This window comes from Flavobacterium fryxellicola, from assembly GCF_900143245.1.
Lineage (GTDB): Bacteria > Bacteroidota > Bacteroidia > Flavobacteriales > Flavobacteriaceae > Flavobacterium > Flavobacterium fryxellicola.
Genome location: NZ_FRDK01000005.1, coordinates 164,968 through 184,639, shown reverse-complemented (window position 1 = coordinate 184,639; position 19,672 = coordinate 164,968). Strand labels below are relative to the sequence as shown.

The following is a 19,672-nucleotide window of genomic DNA, read 5'->3' as shown; positions in this document are numbered from 1 at the left end:
TTTGTTGGCTAAAAAAGCTTTTGTTGCATTTTCTTTAAGCGATATTTCCGAATGAATTTTGCTTGTTCTGTTGTTACTAATAAAGGAGTTTTGGCCGCTTTAGCTTTCCAGAAACCATTAATGTAATCGATGAAAAGTAGCGGCTTTTTCTTCAGTATCGCTAGTTTTGCTGAAGCGATAGAAGTAATTAAAAATCCGTATCCTAAAGTGTAAAATGCTTCGCCTTGTTTGTATCGGGCTGTTTTGTTGTAGTTTGCACCTGTTGGTTTTAGGTGTTTTACGATAAGTGATGGGTTGGTAACTACTTTCCATCCATAAAATTTCGAGAGTAATTCATCGACGGTATCCCAGCCCATTGCTGGCTTTAAATTGCCTATTTGTATAAAACATTCTTTTCTGTAGGCCTTGAAAGCGCCGCGAATGTGATCTTTATCAGTTAGATTTTCTAAAATCCAAGAGCCATTTTTCTCAATATACGCAAATCCGCCAGCCATTCCTATTGTGGGATCTTTTGCGAAAGTGTTTAAAATAGTTTCAAAATAATTGTTGGGTAGAATTAAGTCGGCATCTAGTTTTACAATGACATCGTAATGCGCATCCAATGTTTCAAAACCTTTTTGGAAAGCCTGAATGACTTTGCTTCCTGGCAAATGTAGCGCTTCAGAAGTTTTATTGACCAATGTAATAAAGGGATGGTTTTTAGCTAAGGCTGTTACAATTTCAGCAGTTTTATCCGTGGAATTATCATTGACAACAACTACTTTTTTTGGTAATACAGTTTGGGCAAGCAAGGATTGCAGCGTTAATGCGATAAACGCTTCTTCGTTATGAGCTGGTATAACAATGTAATAAGTCCCCCAATCCCCGATGGAGGGGTTTAATGCGTTTTCTAATTTAGAAGTATTCATTTTAAATTACTTTTTTCACAATTATTCTATTCTCCCTTTGCGGTTAGGGGAATTTTTTCAGCGTAAACAATATAGTAGCGGTTGGTAAAGTTTCTCAATAAAGGACGTAGACCAAATTTCTTTACCGGATTTGTCCATTTTTCTCGATCTATTATTTTCCAACCGGTTTTTTCCAAAAGCCAATCGAGTTGCCAATCTTCAAATTCATGATAATGTCTGTCCCATAAATCTGTTTTGCTTTTATAGGCTGGGGAAAACCAAAGACGCATGGGGATGGATATAAATAGTTTATCGGATTTTATTTCTTTTAAAATAGTGAAAGGATTTAAAAGGTGTTCAAAGATCTCGAAAGCCGTTACAACAGCCGTTTCTTCAGAGTGGAATACGGATTGATCTAGGTCTAAATCTTCACCAGTTGTGTTTTTAACATTGAAACCTTCTGCCTTCATGATTTTAGAAAAAGGGTTTTCAACACCTAAATCTAATATGGTATCTGAAGTTGATACGTGTTTTTTTAGAAATTCTAAAGTATGTTTGAACCTTTTGTTGGGAAACGTTTTCTCGTACATGTTTTTTTATTTTGCGCAATCCCCAAGTCTCGGGAACGAAGCCACAAATATAGTAATAAAAGTGTTTTTTGGTATTGTTTTTTAGCCCTGATGGAAATGAAAATCCCGGAGCTGCAACAGGTAGTTTTTCAGGGTGCAAAAAGCGACTAAAAGAAGCTTTCTTGCACCTTAGAAAAACAAGTTTTGTAGTGAGGAATTGTAATGCACAGTAGGAATAGCTCCAATTACAATTTAGTATCTATAAATAAATGCGTTGATGTTCATTCCTGCGCCAACAGAGGCAAAAATCATAACATCCCCTTTGTGTATTTCTTGATTCTGGATTTCGCCGCGAATAAGCAAATCAAAAAGAGTAGGGACGGTGGCCACACTGCTATTTCCGAGTTCATGAATGCTCATAGGCATAATGTCTTTAGGAACCGTCTTGTCGTAAAGTTTGTAAAAACGGTGGATTATGGCTTCGTCCATTTTTTCATTGGCTTGGTGAATGAGAATTTTTTTCACATCGTCAATGCCTAATCCGCTTTTGTCTAAACAGCTTTTCATAGCGGCAGGAACATTATTTAAAGCGAATTCATATATTTTGCGACCGTACATTTTTATATAGCGGGTGTCTGGGTCTAAATCAGGATTGTAAGACTTGCCAAAAAACAAATAGCCAGCTTCGTCGTTTGCGTAGGTGGCACTTTCATAGGCCAATAATCCAGTTTCGTCATCTGAAGCTTCGATGATAGATGCTCCTGCACCATCAGAATAGATCATGGAGTCTCTATCATGAGCATCAACTACTCTGGATAACGTTTCTGAGCCTATAACTAAACAGCGCTTTGCCATTCCAGATTTAATGAATGCATTGGCCTGAAGTACGCCTTCAATCCATCCTGGACATCCAAAAAGAATGTCATACGCGACGCATTTTGGATTTTTTATTTGTAATTTATTTTTAACGCGGGTAGCCAAACTTGGAAGCATATCCGATTGGGTTGTGCCGTATTTTACATCACCAAAGTTATGAGCGAAGATGATATAATCGATTGTTTCGGGATCAATTCCAGCATTTTCAATTGCTTTTTGAGAAGCTAAAAAAGCTAGATCAGAGGAGTTTAAATGATCTTCAGCATAGCGCCTATGCTCGATTCCGGTTATGCCTTTAAATTTATTTATGACTATTTCATTTGGATAGCCAAAAGCCGTTCCATCCTCGTTTAAAAAAACATGTTCGCTAAAATCTGTATTGCTTACTTTTTTCTCAGGAATATAGCTTCCTATTCCAGCTATTTTTATTTTCATTGCGTTAATTTTCCAAATTTTAGGCTAATTTAATCATTAATAAATAATTACAGCCACAAAATTTACTATGCATGCATATAATTACGAAATAACAATTTATTGGCAAAAAATTTTATTATTTTATTATTAAATCAAAGTTTTTGTGTGATATTTATTTCTTATATCTTTTAATCGAAAAAAAAGTGATTTTTTTTTGAATTCTGAATTAAAAGTATTTCAATTCAGTTATTTTTTAAAGTCAAAAAAAATGTCCCGATTTCTCGAGACATTTTAAATTGTAATTTAACTTTCTATATACGCTTCAATTGGCGCACAGGAACAATTTAAATTTCTATCTCCATACGCTTCGTCGACTCTACGGACGGTAGGCCAGAATTTATTTTCGGCAATGTATTCTAATGGGAAGGCTGCGGCTTCACGACTGTAAGGAAAAATCCAGTTGTCCGTTGTTGCCATCGTTAAAGTGTGCGGTGCATTTTTTAAGATATTGTTTGGATTGTCTAAAGTAGCGACTTCAATTTCTTTTCTTATGGCAATCATCGCGTCACAAAAACGGTCTAATTCTTCTAAGTTTTCACTCTCTGTTGGTTCAATCATCATTGTTCCAGCAACAGGAAAGGAAACGGTAGGCGCATGGAAACCATAATCCATCAAACGTTTCGCAATATCAGTTACTTCAATTCCTTTTTCTTTAAATGGACGGCATTCAATAATCATTTCATGTGCTGCGCGACCCATTTCTCCTGAATATAACGTGTCATAGTGACCGTTTAATTTTTCCTTAATATAGTTTGCATTTAAAATCGCATATTCCGTAGATTGTCTCAAACCTTCGGCTCCTAACATACAGATGTAACCATAAGATATCAGACAAACTAATGCAGAACCCCAAGGAGCAGCAGATATTGCAGTAATTGCATTTTCTCCGCCTGTTGGTATCACTGGATTTGTAGGTAAGAAAGGAACTAATTGTGGTGCAACACATATAGGACCTACGCCTGGTCCGCCACCGCCATGAGGAATAGCAAATGTTTTATGTAAATTCAAGTGACATACGTCAGCACCTATCGTTGCAGGATTTGTTAATCCAACTTGGGCATTCATATTAGCGCCATCCATATAGACTTGTCCACCGTTATCGTGAATTAATTGTGTAATTTCTCTAATGGCACTTTCAAAAACACCGTGAGTCGAAGGATAGGTTACCATTAAACATGCGAGGTTGTCCTTATGTAAAAGAGCTTTTTCACGTAAATCCTCTACGTCGATGTTTCCGTTTTCTAATGTTTTAGTCACGACCACTTTCATTCCAGCCATAGTTGCAGATGCAGGATTTGTTCCGTGCGCCGATGATGGGATTAAAGCAATGTTTCTATGATGGTCTCCTCTTGAAAGGTGGTACGCACGAATCACCATTAATCCGGCATATTCTCCTTGCGCACCTGAGTTAGGTTGTAATGTTGTTCCAGCAAAACCAGTAATTACATTTAACTGTTGTTCTAGTTTAGCTAACATTTCTTGATATCCTTGTGCTTGATCCAGTGGTGCAAATGGATGAATGTTATTCCATTGCGGCATACTTAAAGGCAACATTTCTGAAGCTGCATTCAGTTTCATGGTACATGAACCCAAAGAAATCATGGAGTGATTCAAGGCTAAATCTTTTCTTTCTAACATTTTGATGTAGCGCATCAAAGCGGTTTCAGAATGGTATTTGTTGAAAACATCGTGCGTTAAAAAAGTAGATGTTCTGTTTACGTTTTCTGGAAAATGATTCGTTTCTGATAAATTTTCAATTGTAATTGCTTGTTTATCATTCGCGGCAGCGAAAATAGCGACTATTTTATTTAAATCAGTGATGCTTGTCGTTTCATTCAAAGAAATTGAAATCGTATTTTCGTCGATGTAATAGAAATTAATTTCGTTTTCTTCGGCAATCGACTTAACTTTTTTAGCATCAGCCTTAATAACAATGGTATCAAAGAAAGCGGTATTCGTTTGTTGATAACCTGATTGCTCTAATGCATTTGCTAAAGTTGCTGCAGATGCATGTACTTTATCGGCAATATACTGCAATCCTTTTGGTCCGTGATACACGGAATACATTCCAGCCATAACGGATAATAAGACTTGGGCTGTACAAATATTTGAAGTGGCTTTATCACGCTTAATATGTTGTTCACGGGTTTGTAACGCCATACGTAAGGCACGATTTCCATCCGTATCTACCGTAACACCGATGATTCTTCCAGGCATACTTCTTTTATATTCCGCTTTTGTAGCAAAAAAAGCAGCGTGTGGACCGCCGTATCCTAATGGAATTCCGAAACGTTGTGTCGTTCCAAGAACTACTGCAGCGCCCATTTCTCCCGGAGGAGTTAATTTTACTAAACTCAAAATATCAGCGGCAACGGCTACTTTAATTTCGTTTTCAGCAGCTTTTGCGATAAAAGCGGTGTAGTCGTTAACTTGTCCAAATTTTCCAGGATATTGAAGGATTGCTCCAAAATATTCCGATGAAAAATCAAATTCTTCATGGTTTCCAATTACTAATTCAACGCCAATTGGAGTGGAACGCGTTTGTAAAACCGATAAAGTTTGAGGCAATATTTCTTCGGAAACGAAGAATTTATTCGTTTTGTTTTTCTTTTGATCACGTGAACGCACATCAAAAAGGAGCGCCATAGCTTCAGCAGCAGCAGTTCCCTCGTCTAATAAAGAAGCGTTAGCAATTTCCATTCCAGTTAATTCGATAACCATGGTTTGAAAATTCAAAATCGCTTCGAGACGACCTTGGGCTATTTCTGCTTGATACGGTGTGTAAGCAGTGTACCAACCTGGGTTTTCAAAAACATTTCTTTGGATTACTGCAGGAATAATTGCTGCGTTGTATCCTAAGCCTATGTAAGATTGAAAAACTTTATTTTTATTTCCTAATTTTTGAATGTGATTTGCAAACTCATATTCGGTCATTGCCGGTTCTAAATCTAAATCCGATTTTAAACGAATGTCACTTGGGATAGTTTCATCAATTAATTGATTCAGAGTTGCTGCGCCAATTGTCTTCAACATGTGTTCTAAATCATTTTCTCTTGGGCCAATGTGTCTTAATGCAAAAGCGTCTGTTTTCATTGTATATAAAATGTGTTGTGTGTTTCTTGTTTTAAAAGGCTGTAAAATTAAATATTAATATGCTATTAATAGCCTTTTTTAATGTGATTTTCTGTGAATTTTTCAACTAAAAGCCGTTCTTATTAACACTTTGATTAATTTTGTCTAATGAGGGTTTTTAAACTAATAGTCGATTTTTATATTAAGGGCAGTATTCACGTGGGTTTATCGTGCTATGCCTTAGTTAGAATGACCCAACACATGTTCCACATTTCTTATGAGGACTCCCTTGCACACTTCGCTTTTTTTGGTACTATCGTTGGATACAATTTTGTTAAATACGATGCATTAGCCCGAGCAAAGAAAATTCAAATGCGGAAGGAACTAAAAGCAATTGCAGTGTTTAGTTTCTGTTGTTTTATTCTAGTCGGTTATTATTTTTTTCAATTGCAACGAGTTACTCAAATTGTAGCTGTTGCTTTTTTAAGTATCACATTACTATATACACTTCCTTTTTTTCCTAATAAAAGGAATGCTAGAAATTGGGCTGGGGTAAAAATTTATATTGTGGCTTTGTGTTGGGTGGGAGTTACTTTAGGTTTGCCCGTATTAAATGCGGAGATACCAATAATAGCAGATTTTTATTTAAAATGTTTACAAAGGTTCCTTCTTGTTTTTGTTTTAGTGCTTGTTTTTGAAATCATTGATTTGGCAAACGATGATCCGCATTTAAAAACGGTTCCGCAGCAAATAGGTGTGAGGCGAACCAAGCTACTGGGATTATTGCTTTTGCTTCCTTTTTATCTTTTGGAATTTTTAAAAAGTAATTTTGATGAAAGCCAATTAGTAGTCAACTTGCTGCTAGTTATTATGATTTCATTATTTCTACTTTTTGCGAATGAAAAACGATCGAAATATTACACCTCTTTTTGGGTAGAAAGTATTCCACTCGTCTGGTGGTTGTTGCTGCTTATAATATAAAAAGTTACTATTGGTGAATTCGTTCATCAACAGCACTATAAAATTGGGGAATAGGATCTTTTCTCTAGTACGCTAAGTTGTTTTTACACTGCACTTTTGGTAAATTAGGTACTTTCGGCTAATTGCTTCAGCACCTTGTTCCTTGCCAATACGAAATTGATCAGGTGGTTTTTTAGAAACAAAAAATCGAATAATTCGCCGAGGGCACCATAAGGAACTTCATAGTGTATTTTATCTTTCATTACTGTCAGTCCATTCTTCTCTGTAAAAAGATGTTCATGTCGGAATGATTTGAATTTCCCGTCCTCCATCTCATCTACAAAATAATCGTATAAGTTCATGGCGGTTATTCGGCTTTTGTGAGTCAGGTAAAAACCAAAATGTTTTCCACGCCAAGTCACCGTTTCGTTATAGTTGATCAAGCCAGAAGTGATGCCGTCTATTGCTATTTCCTTTGTAGGACTGGCAGATTTTTGATGCACATCGATGTCTCTGGAAATATCAAAAACAATTTGTATCGGGGCATTTATTTTAGTCCTAATTTTTATTCTGGTCATTAAAATTATAATTTTCGTTTGTCTTCAATTGTGATTTTAGAGCCAATAGCTAGAAATACGGAAGTTGGTTCTAAATTGGCAATAAACGCAAATTCTTTGCCGTATACACCTTCAAAATCTATTTTAGAGTTGTTCTTGGTTACTTCAAATTGTTGCCATCTTGGATGCGTGACTTGGTACTCAAAAGTTTCATTTTCATTGATTTTGGTATAACCAAAATAGTGTTCGGTAATAAATTCAGCCTCTGAATCCGGTTCAATTGCAATGGGAGTCTTGTCAGTTGTCACATGAATGGTATTCCAATTGTTATTTACTTTCCATTGGTATATAAATTCTCTTGACTTTTCATTGACTGTTAAAGTGTGTTTCATGGGTAACGTGCTGTAGTGCTCATTATAAAACGTATTGGCAATAAATGAAATGGCGTATTTCGGAACAATTTCGCTTATAAAAACGGCCCCTCTTTTCCATACTCCATTTTCAAAACGCCTCACATAAAACCGAAGATTGACTTCCTCAAAATCACTATGGAAGGGGATTTTGATTCCTAGAACACGCACCTTTTCAAAAAGAAACCCAATAAAACTGACGTAGCATTTGCCGTTCCAAAAATCGAGTTCGGTTCCTTTTGGGACATATTTTTGTAAAATTTGAGGATCAACCTCATAATTAATCATGGCTAAATTATTCCACTCTGCTTTTAAAAAACTCATTTTATTGTAGGTTTTATTTTTTTAATTATTCTAAAATTTATCAAAGAATCCGAACCATTGTACTTTGGTTTTCAGAAATTTATGATTAAAACACTTTCACTTTTTTCAATAAAGCTTCCAGTTTTGGTTTTTGTTCTTTAAAGGGTTCGTACAGCCCTATCGTCAATTTTATTTTCGCTTAGAAAAGTACATTTCGTTACTTTTAGTGTTACTTCTTTATTATAAGTACCTTTTTTCGAAAAATAAGCAAAGTATTTTAGGAATCGGAACTACCGAAACAATTCCTTTACCTCATTAATATCAAACGATTTTTTCTCGTCGTCGATCGAAATAATACTCGAAGCTACATTTTTCTTTTTTTGTTGCAACGAAACAATTTTTTCTTCGATTGTATCTTTACAAATCATGCGGTATGCCATTACTTTTTTGGTTTGTCCAATGCGATAACAGCGATCAATGGCTTGGTTTTCGACAGCAGGATTCCACCAAGGATCTATAATGAAAACATAATCTGCTTCGGTTAGATTTAGTCCGGTTCCACCAGCTTTAAGGCTAATCAGAAAGACCCGAACATCGGCATTATTTTGAAAATTCTCGACTCGCTCTTGTCTGTTGGACGTTTTTCCGTCTAAATATTCATAATGAATGTGGTCTTCTTCTAGTCTCGTTTTTACGATTTGAAGCATTTTGACAAACTGCGAAAAAACTAAAATTTTATGATTTCCCGTCTTTTCTTTGATGTTTTCCATTAATGCCTCGAGCTTTACCGAATAATTTCCAAAGTCCTCGTCAGTCGGAATTAGCGCGGTCGAATTGCAAATTTGTCGCAGTTTAGTTAAACCTTCTAAGATGTACATTTGTGATTTTTCGACGCCATTTTCATCAATTTTATTCATTAAATAATCACGGTATTTATTTTTGAAGGTGTTATAAACCGCACGTTGCTCCTTTTCCATTTCACAAAAAATGATGCTTTCTGTTTTTTCTGGCAATTCGGTGGCAACTTGTTCTTTGGTTCTTCGCAACATAAAAGGCGTGATAATTTTACTCAAAATTTGCGAAGCGTCAACATCTTTTTCTTTGTCTATGGCATCCGAAAAATTATTTTTAAAATGCGTCATATTACCCAGTAATCCAGGATTTAAAAAGTTAAGTTGTGCATACAAATCAAAAGTGTTATTTTCTATAGGTGTTCCCGTAAGTGCAATTCTGTTATACGAATTCAACAATCGAACGGCTTTATAACGCTTTGAATTTGGGTTTTTTATCGCCTGACTTTCGTCTAAAACAATATAATTAAATTTAAAATCTTTCAAAAACGCAATGTCGTTCAGCAAAGAGCCATAAGTGGAAATAATTAAATCGTACTTGTTGAAATTATCTTTATTTTCAAGTCTGTTTCCACCCGTAAAAGTAAGCATCTTCAGGGTTGGGCAAAACTTTTCTATTTCATTTCTCCAGTTAAAAATTAGTGAGGTTGGTGCAATAATCAACGAAGGTTGATTCTTAGGATTTGTCACTTTCAAATGTTGTAAAAATGCAATAGTTTGCAAGGTCTTCCCTAATCCCATATCGTCTGCCAAGCAACCGCCCAATTGGTTTTTATCTAAAAAAGCGAGCCAGTTTAGTCCGTGGTGTTGGTAATCTCGGAGTTTTGCTTTTATCCCTTTTGGAATTGGAATAGTTTCAATTTCAGAAATGTTTTGTAAACGCATTTTCTTGTTATACAGCTCTTCAAGAAATGCAGGTTTGGTATCCATTTCCTCATACAGTTCTTCAATGATTCCGAACTGATAATTCGACATTTGTATGCCGTTTTTCTTGACTTCACCAGTCTTGAAATAGTTAGCAAATTTTTTCATCCATTCCTCTGGAAGAATTCCTAGTGTTCCATCACCAAGCGCAACATAATTTGATTTTTTCAAAAAGGCCTTCTGTAACTCCTTAATGTTTACTTTTTGATTGCCAAAACTAATGTCGATTTCAATATCAAACCAATCAATATCCGATTTTAAATTGACGCGGATTACGGGTTTGTTCAAATTAAATTTGAATGATTTCAATTCATTGGCTCCAAAAACAGTGATGCCTAATTGCTTCATTCTTTCTGTGGCGTGTAACATCCAGTAATTCTCGAAAAGTTCTTCGGGTGTGAGGAAAAACATACTTTCTTGAGTTTCAAACTTTGGATGCAGACTTCTGAATTCTTCTATAAAATTATCCTCAAAAGACTGATTACGGTCTTGATATGTGATTTTTGAATCTTCGGTGGCTTCTAATAACAGTTCGTTTGAAAATACTGGTACGAGCGTTTTGCTATACTGAATTACAGGCTTAAAAACAATATAATGTCCTTCTAAATCCGACATGTAGATTTGTTTTTCAATACTTTCATTTTCTATTTTGGCTTTAGATTTCTTGAAAATGGTAGTTTGAATTTCAAATTTTTTAGATAACGGTAAAATTACTTTTTCAATAAAATTGGGCACATCTTTTTTGAAGTAATTAATTTCAGAATGATTAGCAAAACTATTTAAATGTGCAGAAACATTGGCATTTGGAATGGGATAAGCATTACCCTGAAAAAATACAAACAACGAACTCACAATTATTGCTGTACTGTTGAGGTTAAAATCTTTATCTCCAATTGCTATTTTTGCTTTTAGTGTGTAAAAATATTCATTTTCGCTAAGAGTAAAAAACAATCTTATTTTGATATCCTCTATTTTTGTGGACACCAGATTTTTCCTTGTCAGACTGGCTTTGTCTTCATGTTTATATATCAAGAGCGTTTTCCATAATGGTAATAAAAGTTCTAAATGTTCAAATGCTTTTGTTAAGTAACCAATTTCTCTTTTTGATTCATAGCTGGAAATTAGATCGTTTAGCTGTAGCGATTTTATGATTACCGCATCATTATTTTCATTAAGAAATAAGTGCATAGATTCTCCGATACTGTAATAGTTAAGGTCGGAAATGCTCGATGCAAAATCGGTTTTAGCCTTGTTGTACTTTGCCTGAAAAGGAAAGATGCCATGAAATTTTTTTGCTCTAAATCTAAAATATATTCCCAGTCCAAAATCATGATCAAAATGATCTGGCATGGGTAATTTAGCGCTTAGCTCAACCGCTTCATTCGCGTAAATATTAGAAAGATCTTGAAATCCTTGTTGGATATTTTTATATTTTGAAGTTGCTTCAAATCCTTTTTTTGTAATTTGAAAATCGAATATTTTTCCAATTTCCGCATTATCGGTTATCTGATATGGTTTTAAAAATGCTTCAATTTTTTGCGGTAAATAACTTATACTAAAAAAATTTTCGCCCAATTTATTTTTTATAATCCGCAAACTAATACCAATGTGATCGCATGGTTTTTCTGCTTTAGAACAAGTACAACGCGTTTTTAAATTTTTAGTTTCGCTATCATAGCTTATGGTTTGTTCATGGTTTCCCCAATCTAAAAACAGTGTTTTTACCTCCGATTGTGACGCATTGCTAATTTGTAACTGATGGTCATAGTAACTAGTATAACGCGAGGGAAATCGTGAGAGAACGGCATCCGAAAGGAGTTCGTTTTCTAAATGTGCCTGATTTAAATGTAATTTCTGGGTTGCTGTGAAATCATTTAAATCGTGCAAAATACTATTTGTTTTTTTAATAATGACTTTACTAATATCAGTAAGAGCTGCAATTATATGCTTGCAAACACCTCCGTGATCGTAAGGACAACTGCAATAAGACTCAATTTTTTTAGGATTAGCAATATTAATTTCTATTTGATACGGTTTAGTTGCGCCGCCAAGATATTCAAATTCATATTGCCCAAAGTAGACGTTAACAAGGGTAGGGCTAATGTTTTTTGCATTAGCCGTAGAACTTGCAATACTATTTTCTTTTAAATAATCTTGTATTAATTTTAGGTCGGTAAGCTCCATTTTTGAACTTTATAAATCAGTAATTTAAAGCAATCCAGCTCTTTTTAGCAAAGCTTCTGGTCTTGGTTCCTGACCTCTAAAGCGTTTGTATAAAATCATCGGATGTTCTGTTCCGCCTTTAGAAAGTACGTTTTCTTTAAATTTAGTGGCGACCTCCTTATTAAAAATACCTTTTTCTTGGAAATATTCAAAAGCGTCAGCGTCTAACACTTCCGCCCATTTGTAGCTGTAATAGCCAGAGGAATATCCTCCCTGAAAAATATGCGAAAAAGAAGTACTCATAGCGTTCTCCTTTACATCAGGATATAATTGTGTAGCAGAAAATTGTTTGGTTTCAAAAGCTTTGATGTTTTTAATATTCGAAGGATCTTCTGCATGCCAACCCATATCCAGGAGCCCAAAACTCAATTGGCGCATTGTTGCAATTCCTTCCTGAAAACTGGCACTTTCTTTAATTTTGTTCACTAATTCTATCGGAATCATTTCGCCAGTTTCATAATGGTACGCAAACAATGCTAAAGCTTCCGGCTCGTAACACCAGTTTTCTAAAATCTGACTTGGTAATTCCACAAAATCCCAATAAACGCTTGTTCCTGATAAACTGGGATACGTAGTATTAGCCAATATTCCGTGTAACGCATGACCAAATTCATGAAATAAAGTCGTCACCTCGTTAAAAGTTAATAAAGATGGTTTTGTTTCTGTAGGTTTGGTAAAATTGCATACAATGGAAATGTGCGGTCTTTCATTAATTCCTTTTTTTATGTATTGCGATTTAAAAGAAGTCATCCAGGCACCGTTGCGTTTCCCTTTTCTTGGAAAGAAATCAGCGTAAAAAATGGCGACAAGTTGGTCTTCCTCATCTTTTACTACGTAAGTTTTTACTTCTTCGTGGTATTTGTCCACTTCAAAGCTTTCTTCAAATGTGATTCCGTATAATTTTTGCGCTATTGCAAAAGCACCTTTCAAAACTTTTTCTAATTGGAAATAAGGTTTTAGTATTTCATCGTCTAAATGGTACAATTGCTGTTTTAATTTCTCCGAGTAATAAGCGCCATCCCATTTTTCCAGTAGTGTAAGGCCATCTAATTCTTCTGCGAAGGCAGATAATTGAGCAAATTCTCTTAAAGCAGCCGGTTTTGCTTTTTCTAGTAAGTCATTGGAGAATTTTTTTACTTTCTCTGGACTTTCGGACATTCGTTCTTCCAGTACAAAATGGGCGTGACTGGCATATCCTAAAACGTGTGCTCGATCAAAACGCAATGCGGCAATTTTAAGTACAATTTCCTGATTGTCAAATTCGTTGTTTTGAAAACCTTTTGCGCCAAAAGCAATTGCCATCTTTTTACGCAATTCACGATTATCAGCATAGGTCACAAATGGAACATAGCTTGGGTAATCCAAAGTAAAAACCCAACCTTCTTTTTCTTGGCTTTTAGCCAATGAACGAGCGGCTTCAATCGTTCCCTCGGGCAAACCAGTCAAATCCTTTTTATTGGTAAGATGCAATTGATAGGCTTGTGTTTCAGCTAAAACATTTTCGCCAAACAGCAAACTCAATTTCGATAATTCTTTGTCTATTTCTCTTAAATGATTCTTTTTATCTTCAGGTAAATTAGCGCCATTTCTAGAAAATCCTTTGTATTTTTTGTCTAAAAGCGTAGTCTGTTCCGCCGTCAGATTTAATTTCTCTCTTTGTTCGTACACTGTTTTTACTCGCGCAAATAAATCAGGATTCAGTCGAATGTCATTTCCAAACTCTGATAATAAAGGAGAGACTTCTTGTGCGATTTTTTGAATCTCGTCATTGGTTTCTGCAGAATTAAGGTTGAAAAAAATGCTAGAAATTCGATCCAACACGTCTCCGCTAAAGTCCAATGCTTCTATGGTATTTTTAAAAGTAGGTTGTATGGGGTTTCTGACAATGGCATCGATTTCGGCTTTCGCGAGTTCGATTCCTTTTTGAAAAGCAGGAAGAAAATCCTCATTTTTTATTTTCGAAAAAGGGGCCGTATTGTATTTTGTATTGAAGTGATGGGTTAAGATGCTCATTTGTTTTTTAATAAAAATAATTTGATGTTTTAAACAGAACAAAGGTAGGGATTTATTGAAAAAATTGAGGGTTATAAAGGAATTGATTTGCCCTAAAATGGTAGAGTAGATTGTGTTATTTAAATGTTATTTATTTCGTTCTTGAGTAATAAAGTCTTAAATTGTAAAAAAAGATTGGTTTTTAACGAAACGAATCTAAAAAACAATAAATTTTAAAGAAAAGATGAACTATCAAATTACAATAAAGAAAGCCTATACTGTTGATGAAATTGAAGGGTATTGGACAAGTGAAGATTATATAAAGTTGCTGGAGAAATTCGATTATCCGGATGCTGGTGATGCGGATCCTGCCACTTTGAAGGAGTTGTTATTCATGGCTATTTCTGATTTTGAACCTAAAGATGCTGCCGTAATTGCATTGGAATATAAGCTGTCTGAAAATTTAAATGAAGGTCAGATTCAACAGGTTTCGAATGATATGTTATTAGATAAGGTATGTGAAGAATATCCGGAAATTGGACTGCATGCAACCTTGTTCCATATTAATCAGTTGCTTTTTAAAGCGTATAATGGTACATTCCCGAATGCCAAAGCGACGATTATCGAATGTAGTTTTGAGCCTTTAGAAGAGGAAAGCGAAATTGAATTGACTAAAGAAAGCATTTTGAAGTTGTTAAACAACGGTTTGTCAGGTAGTAATCTTATTAAAAGATTGTTCGACCTGCCAATGACCGAAAACCTTCCATTTCCAGAAGCGGAAGCTATTTTATGGGAAGTACGATCAACAGATAATAGTAATTTTACGATCATAACTTCTGAATATTGGTTGAGTAAAGAAGATATTATTGCATCAGAATTTGAAGGAATTCTAGAAATTGCACTTGACGTTGAATAAAGTATTTCAACACGTGTATGTCATAAAAAAAGCTCCAGATGGAGCTTTTTTTATTTTTGTAGACTTTCAGAGGCGATAATAACCGCTTCTTTTAATCCTGTTTTATACTTGATTATTTTTTTCAATACACTTTTATCATGGCTTCCTAAGATTTGAACCGCTAAAATCCCTGCGTTTTTGGCGCCATTCAAAGCAACCGTTGCGACAGGTACGCCGCCAGGCATTTGTAGAATTGATAAAACACTGTCCCAACCATCTATAGAATTGCTTGATTTGATAGGAACGCCAATGACCGGGAGTGGAGACATAGAGGCAACCATTCCTGGCAAATGCGCCGCGCCACCAGCACCAGCAATAACAACCGCAATTCCGCGAGTGTGCGCATTTTTGCTGAAATCAAATAATTTTTCAGGAGTTCGGTGTGCCGAGACAATATCGACTTCTATTTCTATTTCGAATGCTTTTAAAATGTCGATTGCTTCTTGCATGATCGGCATGTCTGAGATGCTTCCCATTATTACGGCTACTTTCATGATTATGATTTAAAGATTTAAAGATTTCAGCAATTAAAGATTTGTTTGTGAACCTACGTATAGTAGCCGTTCTAAATTTTTCAGTCTTTTAATTTTTCAATCTTTCAATTAACTTATAACTCTTATTGTATTCTTTACATTTTCAGCAATTCGTCTTGCTTCTTTAATATCTTCATTTACAATCGTCACATGTCCCATTTTTCTAAAAGGACGCGTTTGTTTCTTTCCGTAAATGTGTGGTGTAACACCATTCCAACCTAATATTTTTTCAATATTTTGATAAATCACGTCTCCAGAAAATCCTGCTGAACCAACTAGATTTACCATAATCCCAGCCACTTTGCTATCTGTATTTCCTAAAGGTAAATCTAGGATAGCGCGTAAATGATTTTCGAATTGGGAGGTGTAGCTGGCTTCAATAGAATAATGGCCGGAATTGTGAGGACGAGGCGCTACCTCGTTCACGAGAATTTCATCATTTTCGGTCTGAAACATTTCAACAGCTAGTAAACCAACATGATTGAATTTTTCAGAAACATGAAGTGCGATCGTTCTTGCTTTTTCTGCTACTGTGTCAGCAATTCGAGCAGGACAAATCACATATTCCACTTGGTTTGCTTCTGGATGAAATTCCATTTCTACCACGGGATAGGTTTTTATTTCGCCCGAAGGATTGCGGCAAACAATAACTGCCAATTCGTTTTTAAAAGGAATCATTTCTTCAGCAATGCATTCCACATTGGCTAGATTGTCTAAATCTGAGATTTGGCGAATGACTTTTACGCCATTTCCATCATAGCCAAATTCGGTACATTTCCAAACGAAAGGAACTTTTGTTTTTGAATCCAAAATAGATACTACCAAGCTTTTTAAATCGTCAAAGCGTTGGTAATTTGCGGTTGGAATTGCGTGGTGAAGGTAGAAATCTTTTTGAATTCCTTTGTTCTGAATCAATTTTAAAGTTTTTGGCGAAGGATACACTTTTAATCCTTCTTCTTCCAGTTTTACTAAGGCGTCTAGATTGACTAGTTCAATTTCAAAAGTTAAAACATCGACTAATTTTCCAAAATTATAAACCGTTTCAAAGTCCATTAAGTCGCCTTTAAAAAATTGATTGCAGGCAATTTTGCAAGGCGCTTCATCACTAGGATCCAGCACATAAGTTTGGATGTCAAATTTCCGAGTGTCAAACAATAGCATTTTGCCTAATTGTCCGCCGCCGAGAATCCCCAATTTAAAATCAGAAGAAAAATAATTCATGGTGTCGTTGTATGTTTAAGCAAAGATACTTTATAATGATTGAATTGGGAAATGCTATTTTATTTTCTTCGGAATTTATGCTGTAACTTTTATGACTTTCGATACATTTTTAAGTTGTTTTTTATGGAATTTACTTAAAAATACAAATTAATGACCATTTATCAATTCACAATTCCGAATTCTGTATCTTTGCCCATTATTTTAAACATCAAAAAATGATACAACTTCACGATAAACAATTTGTTCCGTTTATTTCTGCTAAGGAAATAGAATTTGCTTTAACAAAAATGATCGCCCAAATAGAAGACGATTTTGCTGATGAAACACCCGTATTTATAGGCGTATTGAACGGTGCTTTTATGGTAGTTTCTGATTTCATGAAATTATATAAAAAGCCATGTGAAGTTTCTTTTATAAAAATGGCATCGTACGAGGGAACTTCTTCTACAAACGAAGTGAAACAATTGATTGGTTTAAATCAGGATTTATCAGGTCGTTCCGTAATCATTATCGAAGATATTGTGGATACTGGAAACACATTGGTGGAACTTAAAGAATTGTTCAAGAAACAAAATGTAAAGCATTTTAAAATCGCAACTCTTTTTTTTAAACCAGAAGCCTACACTAAAGACATCAAGATAGATTATATTGGAATCCGAATTCCTAATAAATTTATTGTTGGTTATGGCTTAGATTACGATGGATTAGGAAGAAATTTACCCGAAGTATATAAACTTAAAGAATAACTACACAACAACAACATGACTAACATTGTTTTATTTGGAAAACCAGGAGCAGGTAAAGGAACTCAAGCAGAGTTTTTGAAGGAAAAATACAAATTAACGCACATATCCACCGGTGATGTATTTCGGTTTAATTTAAAAAATGATACCGAACTTGGCAAACAAGCAAGAGTATTTATGGATGCTGGCGATTTAGTACCAGATGAACTGACTACAAAAATGCTGATTGATGAAGTAAATAAGCATCCAGAGGCTAACGGAATATTGTTTGACGGGTATCCTAGAACACTATCGCAAGCCGTAGCTTTGGATGGTTTTCTTACTTCAATAGGTTCCAAAGTTGCTGCAACAATAGCACTAGAAGCAGAGGATGAGCTTTTAGTACAGCGCTTGTTAGAAAGAGGAAAAACAAGTGGTCGAATTGACGATCAAGATGAAGAAAAAATCAGAAATCGCTACCAGGAATACAATGAAAAAACAGCGCCTTTAATGGATTATTATCAAGCTCAGGGGAAGTTTTTTGCAGTGAATGGTATCGGTACTATTGCCGAAATTACGCAACGAGTAAGCGCGGTTATTGATAATTTATAGGAGCTATTCCAGCTCTATGTTGCAAGTCCTCGATAAAAAAACATTTTTCTAAGTCCTAAAAGGAGCTTCCTTTGGTCGCTCTTTTTTGACAAGAAAAAATAGTTTTTTTATCTCCGGGCTTTTTACTTCGATCTGGGCTAAAAACCGGATTGACAATTTCAGGAACGAAAAATTCAGAAATTAGATTTTTAATTAAAAACGAATCAACTAATAAATTGGAAATACTAATAATATTTTTTCTAATATTACTAAATGGGGTTTTCTCCATGTCGGAAATCGCTTTGATTTCAGCACGAAAAAATAGGCTTGAAACGGCAGCAAAAAAAGGGAATAAAAGTGCTAGAATCGCTTTGGACTTAGCAAATTCGCCCAATAAATTTTTGTCCACGGTACAAATAGGAATCACTTTGATAGGGATTCTTACGGGTATTTACAGTGGCGATAAAATTACGAAAGATGTTGAGGTATTCATCAAAGGAATTGAAATATTAAAACCGTATGCACATCCTGTTGCAGTAGGTTTGGTTGTTGTTATTTTGACCTTTTTCTCTTTAGTTCTAGGGGAATTATTGCCAAAGAGAATTGGTTTAAATCATCCAGAAGCGATAGCAAAAGCGGTAGCGCTACCTATGAAAATAGTCTCGATCGTTACGGCACCTTTTATTTGGTTATTAACACATTCTACGGAGTTTTTACTTAACGTTTTGCAAATAAAACCCACAGCAGATGGGCGAGTGACCGAGGAAGAAATAAAGGCAATTATCAAAGAAGGGACTGAAGGTGGCGAAGTACAAGAAATAGAACAAGATATTGTGGAGCGCGTATTTCATATTGGAGACCGCAAAATAAACTCTTTGATGACTCATAGGAAATCAGTGATGTTTTTGCCTTTGCAATCTAATAAAGAACAAGTTAGGGAATTTATGCTGAAGGAGTTGCATTCGATTTATCCAGTGTATGGGGAAAATTATGATGATATTGTTGGCGTTGTTAATCTAAAAAATATTTTTGCTCATTTTGAAAATGAAAATTTCAATTTGGTTGACATCATGACCGAAGCTCCATTTATGATGGAGCAAACGACTGCATATATCGCTTTAGAAATATTTAAAAAATCGGGCATTCATTACGCATTTGTATCTGATGAATATGGCGTTTTTCAAGGAGTAATTACTTTGAATGATATACTAGAAGCGTTGGTAGGTGATGCATCAGATTTTTATAAAGATGATTTTCAGTTAGTAGAAAGAGAAGACGGAACGTGGTTAGTAGACGGGCATTATTCATTACACGATTTCTTGACTTACTTTGAGTTAGATGAATTAATCAATGATTATGAAGTCACAACGGTAAGCGGATTAATCATGACAGAACTCTCTCATATACCCAAACAAGGGGAAAAATTGATTTGGCAAAAATTTGAGTTAGAAGTCATCGATATGGATGGTGTGAAAATTGATAAAGTAATGGTAAAGGCATTACAAGTATAAAAATAGTGAACATCATGGGGAATTTCAAAATGGAATTTCAA

15 protein-coding genes are annotated in these 19,672 nt (G+C 35.1%); 5 read left to right on the top strand and 10 right to left on the bottom strand.

The genetic code is table 11. The features are described 5' to 3' along the window. Positions 1–8: 8 nt before the first annotated feature. The 4 genes from BUA03_RS09775 to gcvP all read right to left on the bottom strand — a co-directional run bounded on the left by BUA03_RS09775 (position 9) and on the right by gcvP (position 5,899). On the bottom strand, positions 9–908 hold the full coding sequence (locus BUA03_RS09775; RefSeq protein ID WP_066081141.1) for a glycosyltransferase family 2 protein: 900 nt from the start codon (positions 906–908) through the stop codon (positions 9–11). 26 nt (positions 909–934) lie between these two features. Beyond that, entirely contained in the window at positions 935–1,477 is a 543-nt protein-coding gene (locus BUA03_RS09770; RefSeq protein ID WP_066081138.1) for a methyltransferase, read from the bottom strand. A 231-nt stretch (positions 1,478–1,708) separates the two neighbouring features. Then, positions 1,709–2,767 (bottom strand): 3-oxoacyl-ACP synthase III family protein, encoded by a 1,059-nt coding sequence (locus tag BUA03_RS09765; RefSeq protein ID WP_066081136.1) that lies wholly within the window; start codon positions 2,765–2,767, stop codon positions 1,709–1,711. A gap of 282 nt (positions 2,768–3,049) precedes the next feature. After that, the gene (gcvP, locus tag BUA03_RS09760; protein WP_066081131.1) at positions 3,050–5,899 is read right to left on the bottom strand and encodes an aminomethyl-transferring glycine dehydrogenase; all 2,850 of its coding nucleotides are present in this window, start codon (positions 5,897–5,899) and stop codon (positions 3,050–3,052) included. A 147-nt stretch (positions 5,900–6,046) separates the two neighbouring features. Here gcvP and BUA03_RS09755 point away from each other — a divergent pair, with 147 nt between their 5' ends. After that, positions 6,047–6,859 carry a hypothetical protein gene (locus tag BUA03_RS09755; RefSeq protein ID WP_066081127.1) on the top strand — a complete coding sequence of 271 codons (813 nt, stop codon included), beginning with the start codon at positions 6,047–6,049 and terminating at the stop codon, positions 6,857–6,859. Positions 6,860–6,963: 104 nt separating this feature from the next. On the opposite strand, the gene BUA03_RS09750 is transcribed toward BUA03_RS09755, so the two are convergent. The 4 genes from BUA03_RS09750 to BUA03_RS09735 all read right to left on the bottom strand — a co-directional run bounded on the left by BUA03_RS09750 (position 6,964) and on the right by BUA03_RS09735 (position 14,119). Continuing rightward, positions 6,964–7,416: an SRPBCC family protein gene (locus BUA03_RS09750; RefSeq protein ID WP_066081124.1), complete on the bottom strand. Its 453-nt coding sequence runs from the start codon at positions 7,414–7,416 to the stop codon at positions 6,964–6,966. Positions 7,417–7,421: 5 nt separating this feature from the next. Continuing rightward, the gene (locus BUA03_RS09745; RefSeq protein ID WP_066081121.1) at positions 7,422–8,129 is read right to left on the bottom strand and encodes a YqjF family protein; all 708 of its coding nucleotides are present in this window, start codon (positions 8,127–8,129) and stop codon (positions 7,422–7,424) included. A 269-nt stretch (positions 8,130–8,398) separates the two neighbouring features. Next, positions 8,399–12,067, bottom strand: a complete 3,669-nt coding sequence (locus tag BUA03_RS09740; protein WP_066081118.1) for a DEAD/DEAH box helicase — start codon at positions 12,065–12,067, stop codon at positions 8,399–8,401. Positions 12,068–12,091: 24 nt separating this feature from the next. Further along, positions 12,092–14,119: a M3 family metallopeptidase gene (locus BUA03_RS09735; protein WP_066081112.1), complete on the bottom strand. Its 2,028-nt coding sequence runs from the start codon at positions 14,117–14,119 to the stop codon at positions 12,092–12,094. Between the two features lie 223 nt (positions 14,120–14,342). Between BUA03_RS09735 and BUA03_RS09730 the strand changes: the two genes are divergently transcribed. After that, entirely contained in the window at positions 14,343–15,014 is a 672-nt protein-coding gene (locus BUA03_RS09730; RefSeq protein WP_066081110.1) for a hypothetical protein, read from the top strand. Positions 15,015–15,064: 50 nt separating this feature from the next. Here the strand turns inward: BUA03_RS09730 and purE are convergent, their stop codons facing one another. Both purE and BUA03_RS09720 read right to left on the bottom strand, forming a co-directional pair. Next, complete coding sequence (gene purE / locus BUA03_RS09725) at positions 15,065–15,550, bottom strand: 5-(carboxyamino)imidazole ribonucleotide mutase (RefSeq protein WP_066081106.1); 486 nt, start codon at positions 15,548–15,550, stop codon at positions 15,065–15,067. A 105-nt stretch (positions 15,551–15,655) separates the two neighbouring features. Further along, complete coding sequence (locus tag BUA03_RS09720) at positions 15,656–16,807, bottom strand: 5-(carboxyamino)imidazole ribonucleotide synthase (protein WP_066081104.1); 1,152 nt, start codon at positions 16,805–16,807, stop codon at positions 15,656–15,658. A 215-nt stretch (positions 16,808–17,022) separates the two neighbouring features. On the opposite strand from BUA03_RS09720, the gene hpt reads away from it, so the two are divergent. The 3 genes from hpt to BUA03_RS09710 all read left to right on the top strand — a co-directional run bounded on the left by hpt (position 17,023) and on the right by BUA03_RS09710 (position 19,631). Next, positions 17,023–17,553, top strand: a complete 531-nt coding sequence (gene hpt, locus BUA03_RS16920) for a hypoxanthine phosphoribosyltransferase (RefSeq protein ID WP_066081101.1) — start codon at positions 17,023–17,025, stop codon at positions 17,551–17,553. A gap of 15 nt (positions 17,554–17,568) precedes the next feature. After that, the gene (locus tag BUA03_RS16915) at positions 17,569–18,141 is read left to right on the top strand and encodes an adenylate kinase (RefSeq protein WP_066081098.1); all 573 of its coding nucleotides are present in this window, start codon (positions 17,569–17,571) and stop codon (positions 18,139–18,141) included. A gap of 215 nt (positions 18,142–18,356) precedes the next feature. After that, positions 18,357–19,631: a hemolysin family protein gene (locus tag BUA03_RS09710; protein ID WP_072675733.1), complete on the top strand. Its 1,275-nt coding sequence runs from the start codon at positions 18,357–18,359 to the stop codon at positions 19,629–19,631. Positions 19,632–19,672: the final 41 nt, after the last annotated feature.

Bases quoted from the DNA above. Each gene is read 5' to 3' on its own strand.
- BUA03_RS09775 (WP_066081141.1), bottom strand. From the start codon at position 908: ATGAATACTTCTAAATTAGAAAACGCATTAAACCCCTCCATCGGGGAT.
- BUA03_RS09770 (WP_066081138.1), bottom strand. From the start codon at position 1,477: ATGTACGAGAAAACGTTTCCCAACAAAAGGTTCAAACATACTTTAGAA.
- BUA03_RS09765 (WP_066081136.1), bottom strand. From the start codon at position 2,767: ATGAAAATAAAAATAGCTGGAATAGGAAGCTATATTCCTGAGAAAAAA.
- gcvP (WP_066081131.1), bottom strand. From the start codon at position 5,899: ATGAAAACAGACGCTTTTGCATTAAGACACATTGGCCCAAGAGAAAAT.
- BUA03_RS09755 (WP_066081127.1), top strand. From the start codon at position 6,047: ATGAGGGTTTTTAAACTAATAGTCGATTTTTATATTAAGGGCAGTATT.
- BUA03_RS09750 (WP_066081124.1), bottom strand. From the start codon at position 7,416: ATGACCAGAATAAAAATTAGGACTAAAATAAATGCCCCGATACAAATT.
- BUA03_RS09745 (WP_066081121.1), bottom strand. From the start codon at position 8,129: ATGAGTTTTTTAAAAGCAGAGTGGAATAATTTAGCCATGATTAATTAT.
- BUA03_RS09740 (WP_066081118.1), bottom strand. From the start codon at position 12,067: ATGGAGCTTACCGACCTAAAATTAATACAAGATTATTTAAAAGAAAAT.
- BUA03_RS09735 (WP_066081112.1), bottom strand. From the start codon at position 14,119: ATGAGCATCTTAACCCATCACTTCAATACAAAATACAATACGGCCCCT.
- BUA03_RS09730 (WP_066081110.1), top strand. From the start codon at position 14,343: ATGAACTATCAAATTACAATAAAGAAAGCCTATACTGTTGATGAAATT.
- BUA03_RS09720 (WP_066081104.1), bottom strand. From the start codon at position 16,807: ATGAATTATTTTTCTTCTGATTTTAAATTGGGGATTCTCGGCGGCGGA.
- hpt (WP_066081101.1), top strand. From the start codon at position 17,023: ATGATACAACTTCACGATAAACAATTTGTTCCGTTTATTTCTGCTAAG.
- BUA03_RS16915 (WP_066081098.1), top strand. From the start codon at position 17,569: ATGACTAACATTGTTTTATTTGGAAAACCAGGAGCAGGTAAAGGAACT.